Raw genomic sequence first — 12204 nt, forward strand, 5'->3', positions numbered from 1 at the left:
GGTTTCCACGCCCGCTTGTACCATAGTCATATGAGAGTTTTTGGCATAATACATGAATGTATTGGTTTGGACTCATCTCCTGCGAGTTACGACCCTACTCAGTCGAGTTCGGCCTCGATCTCGGCGATCGTGTCGAACAGTTGCTCCACCGTTTGTTCCTCGATCTGCTCGTCGGTCATTCGGTAGGTCGCACCGTCTACGGCGAGGCCGCCGAGGACGTACCCGTTGGGCTTCGTTATCTTTGCACCAACGCTTCGGAGCCCCTCACGCTGTTCCTCGTCGTTGATCGCATACCCTCGTTCACGGACTAACTCTAGTTCCGCCTTCAGTGCATCCCGATCCGTGATCGTGTTCTCCGTGAATTTTGGGAGCCCCCAGCGGTCGATGATTTCGTCGACACGTTCTTCGGGCTTCTCCGCGAGCAACATCTTTCCGCTTGCAGTCACGTGCATGTGAAGGTACTGACCGATCTTGAAGTCGGTCATCGCGGAGCCACCGATGTTGTGGTAGACCACGACGAGACGACCGTTCTCCTCGGTGGCGAAGGAGATTTCTTCCGGTATCCGGTCGGCGAGATCTCGCGCTTTCGAACGTACGACGTCAAACGCGGGTTCCTTGTTCTTAGCATGCTGGGCGTGCGAGAGGAACCGCAGACCCAACTGGTACACCCCGCGTTCTTTCACCACGTACCCGAGCTTCTCGAGAGTGGTCAGATGATAGTACAGCGTACTCTTGGAGAGCTGAAGCTGCGACTTGAGCTCCGAAAACGTCGCTCCATCCGCGTTCTCGATGGCGTGAACTACTGCGAACGACGTTTCCGTCGTAGTGAACGTCCGGCTTCCGTCTGTCATAGTATCACATCACACAACCACGACGCAAAAGGGTTCTCATTATGGGAACCGCGTGCTGGTGGCCACTCTCGCCCGGGAAACCGCAATCACATCGGTAAATTGCGCGTAGTTCACACTATTCGAACCGATCGCCAACCTCCGAGATTACACCGCCATGGCCGAAGGCCAGCGGTGACACCCGCCCACCCCCGTTACAGAACTACTTCTGTAATACTCGTCCCGCTGTCTTCCTGGGGTGCGCTGTGAGAGGAGACAAGAACTGGTCGGTCCCGATCATCCGCTATGCTACTTCACACTATTCGAAAGGGTTTGCACATTGATTGACCCGCCACCCTCGCTACCGTCGGAACGTACCCTGTCATGGTGAGCGGTACCACCTTCCATGTGTACAACCACCTATTGGTTCTACTATTGTGAATAATACCCGCATGCGGGTTTCGTAGCAGTTGTCCACCGTTATTCGGGAAAATAGAATCATTTTTGCCATCCGAACGTCGAGTGATATTCGTGATTCCACCGATCGCAAACAACTTCGTCGCCGACGAGTCGACCGAAGGAGCATTGGAGTACGCCGCCGAGCTCAACGACCGAGGTATCGGCGCCATTCTCAACCTCCTTGGCGAACACTATCACGAGCGCTCCCCCGCGTTCGAGGATGCAGCAGAGTATCGCCATCTGACCGCGGAGATCGATGACCGCAACCTCGATGCGTCCATCAGCGTCAAGCCCAGTCAAGTCGGTCTCAACGTCAGCACAGACGCCTTTGTCGAAAACCTCGAAAACATCGTCGACCGCGCCATTGACCACGATGTTTTTGTTTGGGTCGACATGGAGGACCACACGACGACCGATGCGACACTCGACGCCGTCGTCGAGAACGCCGAACGTGACGGGGCTGATATGGGGGTCGCTATCCAGGCGAACCTCAAGCGGACCGACGAGGACCTCGAGCGACTCGCCGAGAGCGATGCGACAGTTCGCCTCGTCAAGGGAGCGTACGATGAACCTGCCTCGATTGCACATGTGGACAAATCACGGGTGAACGAAGCCTATGAGAAGCACCTCGACTTCCTCTTCCGCGAATCCGAGCGCGTTTCTGTCGGCAGCCACGACCCACGGATGATCTCGCTTGCCCGAAACCTTCACGACGAGTATGGTACTCCCTTTGAAGTCCAAATGCTCATGGGTGTCCGCGACGATGCGCAGGTCGACCTCGCGGATGACGGGGTGCGCGTGGTTCAATACGTCCCCTACGGGGGAAAGTGGGCTCAGTACTTCTATCGCCGAGTCATGGAGCGCAAGGAGAACCTACTGTTCGCGGCCCGCGCGATTCTCTCGTGACGATGCGACGCATTTCGACATCAACCGAGACATCGATCAGCAGTCCCACGGCAGCGTGTGAGACGTAGAACTCAGGAAGAACGAGAAAGACGATCGAATGTCATCGTCTACTGTGAGCTGAAAAAAATGTGAAAGGGCCGCGATGACAGTCGAGCGGGGGGCAATTAGCGGCAATTGGGGACAGACACCGAGCTACGAGTCGCATCTGTTTCCTGCCAGACTGTTCATTGTGTCCCTGTCATCCAAGGACATTCACTACCTTTCCAAGACCGTATTTATATCTATCCTTTTTACCGTCCATTTTTCTATCCGTATTGTTCAACGAGCACGGTCGTTCCATAACTGAATCGCCGGGTGGCTGTATCGATAGCCATCCGTTTCGGTCATATTGAGCGCTCAATCGACCGTGTTTCGACAATTGTCGATGGATAATTTTATGATTGACGATACTATAGTACGAATCGATGCGTTACAAATGTAATCGTTGTGGTTCAAACAGCATCGTTCGGGACTACGGAACCTGGTCGTGCGAAAGTTGTGGTTACGTGCCACCACATGGAGCAGATTAGCTCGAAGTAGGAACGGAGACTCGTGGATTCTCGGATTCGAGTCAGATCCATACGCGAATCGGACGTTCACGCTATGCATTCGTCGAAGACCCAGACGAACAGGAACCCAACTCATCGAACGAGACGGGATCGATGGAGATTTCCCTCCATTCTAATCACCATACATAACAAACCGTTGGAGATATGGGGGTGGCACAGGCTAGATTCTCTCCTCTTCGGTAGGAATTCAATTGTCGAACGGTCGGGACGTCTCTAGTGGCCATGGTAATGTGAAAAACATTCAAGACACCAATCACCGCAAGGACGACTTTCTACTCACGACTTCTGGAAGCAATCGAAACGTAGTCCGTGTGTATCAAACCATTTTGATCAAGTTCCGCTCGGTAGAGTCGAACCGAACTCTCGACCCAATCAGAAAGAAAATGATCCGAAATCTGTATTCTTCGCTGTAACAAACCTCATTCTTATAATTGTAGACCGCTCACATCTAGCGGCTCTTCAATGGCTACATAGGCTCGCTGGCAGCGTATCCGAGTCACCGTCGGCGACGATAATGCGAGTCAATATCGACAGGATCGCTGTCAAAGTAAGAAAATTGGTTGTGGGTATATACCGCAATATAACTTGGCACGAAGTTGTCAGTCAATGCAATTTTTAGTCAACATGGCATTGATTCGGTGGCTGTGTTTCTGTCCGGATTGACTGAGAAATGCAATCTCTCGAAATCCGTGCTTCTCGTCGATGGATACGAATATCGGACTGCCCTCTTTCGAATTGAATCGTGCGGACGACTCGGTTACACAACCGAACTCTGATTATTGTACAATATTGTGATCTACAGTCAGTACTCGTTGTTCAACGCTGGCATCTGTCGAAAAGAACTAAATTGAACGATGATTTTGGTTATTGACTATATTGGTAATTTATTGAGATCGAACTTGATGCTTCACGAATTCTTTGTTGCAGTTGACTCTGATACGATTCATCTCGCACCCGATCACTCGGCGCAATTATGCCCACAGCACCTAAAATATCATCATTGACAAGAATTGGAGCAGCAACAATACCCATGCCGCTGACCTGCTCATCCCAGTCGACTGCATATCCTTCTTCGCGAATTTCTTCTAGCTCATCCTTTAGGGAGTTGATATTAGTAATTGTCTGGTCAGTCATTGACACCAATCCATGCCTGTCAATAATTTCGTCAACACGATTTTCGGAAAGATGGGCCAAGATAGCTTTTCCAGAAGCATGCGTATGAAGCGGTGTCCGCATGCCGGGATACATCCCAAGATCCAACGCCTGGTCTCCGCGTTCATAGTGGAGAATAACTGCCTGTCCATGATCTTCGACGTTGATATCTGCCACTTCTCCGGTCTCTGCAACCACCTGCTGGAGTTCGCTTTGTGCAACTCTAAACAAGCGACTCCGATACTTGACCCGCCCTCCAATAGTAAGTGGCTTGTAACTAAGGTGATGTTCTCCTCGTGTCCGTGTAATGTATCCTATTGACTGTAGAGTTTGAAGATAATCATAGATCGTGCTTTCCGGGACGTCCAACTGTTCCGCAAGATCGGATGTAGTAGCACTGGTTTGCTCCCAGAGTATCTCGATAATCTCGAACGCCCTATGAACTGTTTTGAGCGGTATGGGGTCACCAGACATATACAGCAATAATCGGGAAGTCTATTTGTAATTTGCGATTATTTCGCAATCACTTCTCACATCTTCTTACGTTCAATAACTGCAGTCGTCTGCATTGCTAGATCGTGGAGAAGTAGAATTGACGATCCAATCACCATATAAATGGAATTTCAGCATAAATTCTATAAATATCTCATGATTAATGGTGGTCGCTGTGGGATTAATTTCGATTATCTCGCAAAAAGAGCCAGCCATTTGCCGAATGTTACTTATACACGAGAGGATATGGCACCGCTTATACTGTCATCGCCGGTTCTTGCTGACTCCACTGGTTCTCGGTTCCACCCGGCAATCTGTTACACCACTAATTTTGTAAAGTCATAGTTTAGACGCGAATGACATGGTAGAACAGCCAGTCAGTAGAAGACTTACACCTGTACTCATATCCAATCCTTATTACGAGTATCTCGCAATGCCAGCATAACGGAGGATTGTCGGGAATCACATAGATAAATGATCTACCGATACTTTGCTGAACAAATATCCGATACTAATCGGGAATGATATAAAATTACTCTTAGCAATCTGGGCGTCATTCTGATCATATTGACACATTCCATTTCTGTTCCACGACCTGCTAACGTTGCGGTTGCACTAATCAAACGGTCCGGGGACACAACAGAAGGCCAAGTCCGCGTCTGTTTCTTGGACCGAGTCGACGAATTCGTATCCGAAGACAGCCTCCGAACTCGACGGATTTATCGGGTAAACCTCGGTGTCGTACGCTTCAATGTTTGGCATCGCGTCGTTCCCTAGCGTTCCAGTGTTTTCGATGCTCCGATGACGGTAATCCCTCTGGGTCGAAGAGAGTCGACACGCCCAGACTGGGTAAACCGAACGTTGTATCTTGAGTTTCCGGGTTTTACCGTTCTGCTCTCCACGCCACCGTATTCACCAAGCAGTGATCTCCTGAGACTTGTTACGTTGAATGATAGTGGACTATCCGCTCGATACCCAGTCGACCGTTGTCGTGATGAGTCACAGAGCGATCACCGCGGAAGTGCGTACGCGAGTAGTTCTATTGGTGTTGGGGGTTCGTCTCTATCAAGCGATGTGCCAGCGAGTGAACTGTTCGACGAAACCGGTTGGATTCGACTATCGGCGAGTTGGGTTCGACACGACGTTCCCGGTGCAGTAACAACCTCAGCATCGCTTTCGTCGATCTGATCGAAGAGAATCTTGCCGATAGCTTTGCTCAGGGAGTAATGTTCAGCCTCGTATCCGAACGTACCGGCCATACCACAGCATCCCGAGTCGAGAGGATCAACGGTGTACCCGGCTCGTCGGAGGACACCAACCGCATGATGATCTTTTTTCTCGGCCTTCTGGTGGCAGTGACCATGGTATACGAGTGATTCGACGGGTGTGTTCCAGTCGACATTTTCGTCCAGCCGGAACGTGTCTAAATACTCACAAAGTCCGTAGGCGTTCGCAGCAACTGCTTCGACTTCGTCACCGGAGCATACATCAAGAGCGTCAGATTGGAACATCACCGCGTCGGACGGTTCCGCGACGACGATATCCCACCCATCGCGAACACGCGGTTCGAGTTCTTTTACATCCCTTTTCACGGTCTCTCGGGCACTATCGACGAATCCTTTCGATAACGCTGGCCGACCGCTATCGGTTTCGGTTGCTATATCGACGTGAACACCCGCAGCCTCGAGAACGCGTACTGCTGCTTTCCCGACTTCCGGATGACTATAGTTGGTGTAGGTGTCTGCAAAGAGGACGACTTTCCGTTCGGCTTCCGATTTTGGAACGAGGGGTTTGCATTCGTCGAACCAGTCTTGTAGTGTCTCTCGGTGGAACTTCGGTAGCGACCGCTCGCTCGCAATCCCGACCGTTTTTTGGGAAACCGTCCCCATTGCTGGAAGTGATTGTACAAGATTCGATACCGGTGCCAATGCACTTCCGATCATTGCGAGCGTATCGAAATTGGCGAAAATCTTGTCTCGAAGACTTGCACCGTATTTTTCGTGCCGCTCGTGCATGACTTCAGTTTTGAGTTTCGCCATGTCAACGCCACTTGGACAGTCTCGCTTGCATCCTTTACATCCGATGCAGAGATCAAGTACGTCCTCGGCGAATTCATCGTCCGTAGGATCATCGGGAAGATCACCGCTCATTGCCTGTCTAAGGAGGTTCGCCCTGCCACGGGTCGTCGTAATCTCCTCTTCAGCGGCTCTATAGGTCGGACACATCACTCCACCCGTGGTTTCCTGGGATCCGCGACACCCTCCACACCCATGACAAAGTTCGACCATTCCCTGCATCCCGTTCTTATTCTTCCAGTTCAATGATGGCTCAAATCCAGCGTCGAACTCATACCCCTCGTCGTACCGAAGGTGCTCAGTCATAGCGTGGTCGCCGCAAACATTCCCCGGATTGAGTAACCACTTCGGATCGAACGCGGATTTCAGGTCGCGAAATACCTCCCAAAGGTCGTTACCGTACAGTTTGCGATTCCACTGGGTGCGCGCGCGCCCGTCGCCGTGCTCGCCGGAAACGCTGCCGTCGAACTCGACGACCATATCGGTGACCGCGTCCGCGATGGCGACCATGTCTTCGCGATCAGCGGTAGCCTTCGTGTTGATCAGCGGGCGTACATGGAGAACACCCGGGCCGGCGTGGGCATAGAATGCCGCATCGGCATCACGATTCTTTTCGGTAAGTAGCGACTGAAACCGTTCGACGAATTCCGGGAGGTGTTCCGGCGGAACTGCACAGTCTTCGATGAAACTAATGTGCTTTTCGTCGGAGGTTCGAGAGAGCAGGATCGGGAGGCCAGCCTTTCGGAGTGTCCAAAACATCGCCCGTTCATCCGCAACATGGGCCTCCAATCCGGTGAACGCGAATGTTTCGCTGTTGATTGGCTGATCGTCGGAAGGAGGTAATTCCGTGGCAGTTTTTGGAGTCCTATCGGCGAGGAGGGCCGCGGTCTGTTCCCGGCCGTGGTCGGTATCATCGGCGTAAAATTCGACGAGGAGCCCCGCTTCTGCCTCATTCGGGACGATCGAAGCCGCTTCTTCAAACTCAGTCGTCTCTCTCGCGAGACCGAGAAGCACGTCATCGATGAGTTCGACCGCAGCAGGGTCGTGTTCAAGCACGTACTGGACATCGGTCACAGCATCGAGGACGCTATCGTAGAACAGCAATGACACTGCTTTCGTCGTTGGGACAGGCTCGAGTGACACTTCGGCTTCGGTAACGATAGCAAGGGTACCTTCGCTCCCAGCGAGCAAGCGAGCGAGATTGACCGTCCCCGTCTCAGCCTCCTTGACGAGTACGTCGAGGTTGTAGCCCGAGACGTTACGTTTCATCTCGGGAAACCGGTCCCGAATTTCATCGCCCTTTTCGTCGATAATCCTGACTATTTCCGCACACACCTGTTCAAACAGCGATCCGTCAAAATCGGCAGACAGACGGAGCTTTTCGACACTTATCTCGCCGAGTGTGACGACTGTTCCATCGGCCAAGACGACTTCACATTCCTCAACGTAAACGTCGGTCTTGCCGTAGACGAGCGAGTGTGCTCCGGTTGAGTTGTTTCCGATTGCCCCACCGATTACGCTACGGTCACCAGCGGCCGGGTCGGGCGCAAATTTCAGATCGTGCGGAGAAAGTGCCTCGTTGAGGTCACCAAGGACCGTACCCGCTTCAACCCGAGCCCGTTGCTCTTCCGGGTTGATTGCCACGATATCATCCATGTATCGGGTGAGATCGAGTACGACGGCCTCGTTGATTGCTTGCCCTGCCAAGCTCGTCCCACCACCTCGTGGTAGGAGCGGAATTCCCCTGTCAGCACAATAGGTGACGGTTGTCGCGACGTCATCGGTTGATTTCGGGAAAACGACGCCGATCGGCGTGATCTCGTATGCGCTTGCATCGGTAGCATACAGCTGTCGCGTGTAGGTATCGAACCGAACGTCACCGGCAACTCGGTCGCGGATATCCTCTACGAGCGCCGGTCGATCGATCTCATCTGGGACGAAATCAGATGGCGATTTGTGATCTGCGGTATCGTCTCCTTCCTCGAATGCTGTAGTGGAGTTCGTCGTCATCTTCGGTTCAACGCTCAAATAGTTAACACACGTTTCCCACCAATAAAACGTTCGACACACAGTTAATTATTCGAAATTATGTCACTGTATCGTTGGAAATCCGTGGTCGCAAGCGCACGTCTTCGAAATACGACTACCCACCGGAAAGGCGCTTTACGGGAGCGTTGCTCGGCAGGGTACACTTCGTTCGGAATCGTCGATATTATTCTCTTCTTCGATCGGGAACAAAATGACCGGATTTTACGAGTCGAGTAGGGTGAAAATCTCTGTTTGTTGGAGACTTTTGTCCGATCAGATGAGTCCCATGAACACTGCGGCATGGACCAACGCAGCGGTTATCGGGATGAGAAGGACAGTTCGCATCACGAACAGTACGAATAAGTCCTGGAATCGAATCGGAATATCGTCGAACATATCGACCATCATCGGCGCTGAGGCGGCAAAGAAAATCGCTTGCCCACTCACCACGATTATGACGAAAACCTTCGTAATCAGGTCACCTCCGACGGCGAACGTCGCAGCAATGAACATTTCAGCACCACCAAGAATCACCGATGTGGCGGCCATCTGTGGATCCGGGATACCGAACGCAGACAAAACCGGAACGAGCGGTGTCGACAACACCTCGAAAACCGACGTATATTCGTTGAGCGTTACAGCGGCCATCCCGATCGTGAGAACTGTCCCCAGCATCATTCCAGTCAGTTTCACCCCGTCGATGAGTCCGTTGACCGCAGAGCTCGGGATTGAGGCTCCCTCTTCAGCGGTTTTGATGGCCTCGTTGAATGCAAATCTGGAATAGTCTCCCACCGACCCGTTGAATTCTGGCTCCGGATCGGGTTCAGCAATGAATTCGTTCGGGACGGTCGAAAGCGGCGGTATTCGAACGAGAATGATTCCCGTAATAATCACACTAAGCAGGTACAAGAGAACGACGATCGGAAAGACATGCAAGATCTTGAGGACAGCAGCGATCGCTCCAATCGTTCCCAAGTTCGCCGTAGCGAAGCAGGTACAGATGACGAAGACCTCTCGTTTGTCATAGCCGCCACGGTCGAAGACGTTTCGTGTGAGGTAATAGCCGATACTGAACGAGCCAAGCCATGACGCTGCACTATCAAGCGCCGCACGACCGGGTAAATTGAACACTGGCTTCATCACCGGTTGGGAGAGCGCACCAACGAATTGCAGTCCCCCGAGTTCAGCGAGTAAGTTGACGAAAACAGCACCAATCGGAATCACGAGCGCGATCGTCAGGAGGAGACCACCCCAGACAATACCTGATGTATTCTCGCTAAGTAGCCACTCCGGTCCCTGACCGATGAAGATCGGAATCGCAAGAAAAATCCCGACGATACGGAATATCCAGAAAACATTCGACGTTTGCCAATAATCCAGCTCGAACCGATCGACTGTCCGGTCACTGATCGTCACGATTCCATGGTGGTTGGCCATCGAAATCGTCGTCAGGATTCCACCGGCGAGTATCAGACCGAGCGTTAGGAACTCCACGAAGGTCGGGAACGCTTCCTGTGTGAGACTCACAACGACGTCGAGTGGAATCGTAGTTTGACCGTTCCACTGGATCGGGAATAGAAAGAAGAACGAACCGATCCCGAACGCAAGGATGAACTTCAGCACGGGCTTTGGCCGCTTCTTTATTAACCTCACATCCCTGATCGTTTTTGTATCCAGATCGACACTATCGCCAGACACATGCTCGTCATTCTCCCACGTGGTACTACCAAACATGGTTCGACCGTATTTTCCATCGATAATAAAGATATCGGTTGTTTATGTGAATTAGCTACGTTTCGCCGCTTTGAACCAACTTTCATATATAACTTATATTTAATATAGTCTCGCTCGAACGATCCGCATCAAATTTTCCATCCGTGAGTATCCTTGTCCCGCAGTTCGACACGATACGTGACCACAACTGTTATCATGATTTACTCCAACGATACGATCATGAGCGATACTACGACAGCAGCGCCAGTGCTGATAGCTGGCGCGGGTCCAGTTGGAATGTCCACGGCATTAGCACTACACGCACGTGGTGTGGAGACGACGATATTAGAAGCAGAATCCGAAGATCGCGACCGGTCCGGGAGTCGTGCTATCTACGTCCACGGGTCGACACTCCGAACACTCGAACGAATTCATCCTGGACTCGGGACTGATCTCGTCGCCGAGGGGATCGTCTGGCCGACGAGGCGTACCCTTTTCCGTGGAAAAGAAGTGTTCAGTCGAACGTACGACTCGCCCGGTGGCTCCGGTGATATTCCCCATTTCACCAGCATCCCACAAGTCGTGACTGAAGAATACATGCATCGCGCATTAGACGAAGCCGGTATCGATATCCACTGGGACGCTGAAGTGGAGACCGTGGAAACGTCGCCCGACGGAGTCGAAATCGAAACAGCCGACGGTCGTGAGTGGAGGGGGGAATTTTTGATCGGTGCTGACGGCGGTGGGTCGACCGTCCGGAAGGAAATCGGTGCGGATTTCGACGGTGACCAGTCCGAGAACGCCTTCATCATTGCGGACGTCGCGGAAGTCGAGAATGAGCCACGCTCGCTTGAACGAGTGTTCCACTACGATGCACCAGCGGCTGACGGGCGAAACGTACTGCTCGTCCCCTTTTCTGGCGGCTGGCGGCTCGACATTCAATGTATCGAAGGCGACGACCCCGAAGAACTCTGCAGCGACGAGCGAATGCGTGAGTTCGTTCGAGATATAATGGGTGAGCGGTATGCAGACAATCTACAGTGGGTTTCGAGCTACTATTTCCTCCAAGTGATGGCGGATACGTTCGTAGACGAACATCGCCGAGTGTTACTTGCAGGAGAAGCGGCCCATCTGTTGGCACCATTCGGTGCTCGCGGGATGAACTCCGGGATTGCCGATGCGGATGAGGCGGCCTCCGCCGTTGCGGCTGCAATCAACGCCAAGACCGATGCGGTCATCCGCGATGAGGTCGAGCTGTATGCTGCTCGCCGTGAAACAGCTGCTGAATTCAACCTCGATGCGGCCGGTCAGGCACTGAAATACCTCCAAGGCGATAATCCGGCGACGGTCCTTCGGAAAGAAGCAGCTTCCGCCTTGGCAGATCACTTCGAAACCGCCGGTGAGTGGCTCGACGATGCACCGTACGGCCCCCACGGAAATCCGCCGATCGTCTCGACGGGCAATTACTGAATTACGTTCACCAGTCACCGTTCACACACAGGTAGTGGCGGCTCCCAAATCTACCGATAGACGGCAAAAACATGGGGTTTCTCAGCCCAACTGCAACGTTTTGGCGACCCAGTGATCCCGGGCAGCCATCACCAGTGATTTTTCGTCCTCGAAATCGGTCGTTTTGGCCGCGAACTCGTCCCACTCCCCGTGAGACACTCGATGAAGTTCGGCGGCGGAATCGGCGTTACTGGGGCTTGCTGCGACCAGCTCATCGAACGAGTCGAATTCGGTGTGGTTTCGGACGAACGTGGTGTCAAATAAATCGGTGATGGAAATCTCCTCATCGCGATCATACACAGTATCCACATCCGGGATATCCCCACGCTGTTCTGCGGCTGCTTCGACGTCTACCTCTTGAGCCATGGTCTCAATCGTCATCGAAACCTTGTAAATCCATATCATTCTTGACCGCTCTCAGATATACCGTTGACA

Annotated in this window: 7 protein-coding genes; 2 read left to right on the forward strand and 5 right to left on the reverse strand. The window is 52.4% G+C overall.

What is annotated here, in order from left to right; all coding sequences use genetic code 11:
* Positions 1-98: 98 nt before the first annotated feature.
* Entirely contained in the window at positions 99-851 is a 753-nt protein-coding gene (locus tag LJF34_RS21580; protein WP_231187722.1) for an IclR family transcriptional regulator, read from the reverse strand.
* Between the two features lie 507 nt (positions 852-1358).
* On the opposite strand from LJF34_RS21580, the gene LJF34_RS21585 reads away from it, so the two are divergent.
* Positions 1359-2192, forward strand: coding sequence for a proline dehydrogenase family protein (locus LJF34_RS21585; RefSeq protein WP_231187723.1), 834 nt, complete (start codon positions 1359-1361; stop codon positions 2190-2192).
* A gap of 1472 nt (positions 2193-3664) precedes the next feature.
* Here the strand turns inward: LJF34_RS21585 and LJF34_RS21590 are convergent.
* From LJF34_RS21590 to LJF34_RS21600, 3 genes are all read right to left on the reverse strand, one after another.
* Positions 3665-4426 (reverse strand): IclR family transcriptional regulator, encoded by a 762-nt coding sequence (locus LJF34_RS21590; RefSeq protein ID WP_231187724.1) that lies wholly within the window; start codon positions 4424-4426, stop codon positions 3665-3667.
* A gap of 1028 nt (positions 4427-5454) precedes the next feature.
* Complete coding sequence (locus LJF34_RS21595; RefSeq protein WP_231187820.1) at positions 5455-8529, reverse strand: FAD-binding and (Fe-S)-binding domain-containing protein; 3075 nt, start codon at positions 8527-8529, stop codon at positions 5455-5457.
* 291 nt (positions 8530-8820) lie between these two features.
* A complete protein-coding gene (locus tag LJF34_RS21600) occupies positions 8821-10281 on the reverse strand; it encodes a nucleoside recognition domain-containing protein (RefSeq protein ID WP_231187725.1) in 1461 nt (486 codons plus the stop codon).
* Between the two features lie 219 nt (positions 10282-10500).
* On the opposite strand from LJF34_RS21600, the gene LJF34_RS21605 reads away from it, so the two are divergent.
* Entirely contained in the window at positions 10501-11730 is a 1230-nt protein-coding gene (locus LJF34_RS21605) for an FAD-dependent monooxygenase (RefSeq protein WP_231187726.1), read from the forward strand.
* An 81-nt stretch (positions 11731-11811) separates the two neighbouring features.
* On the opposite strand, the gene LJF34_RS21610 is transcribed toward LJF34_RS21605, so the two are convergent.
* Positions 11812-12150 carry a hypothetical protein gene (locus LJF34_RS21610; RefSeq protein ID WP_231187727.1) on the reverse strand — a complete coding sequence of 113 codons (339 nt, stop codon included), beginning with the start codon at positions 12148-12150 and terminating at the stop codon, positions 11812-11814.
* Positions 12151-12204: the final 54 nt, after the last annotated feature.

This window comes from Haladaptatus sp. DYF46 (assembly GCF_021083305.1).
In the GTDB taxonomy this organism is placed as follows: domain Archaea; phylum Halobacteriota; class Halobacteria; order Halobacteriales; family Haladaptataceae; genus Haladaptatus.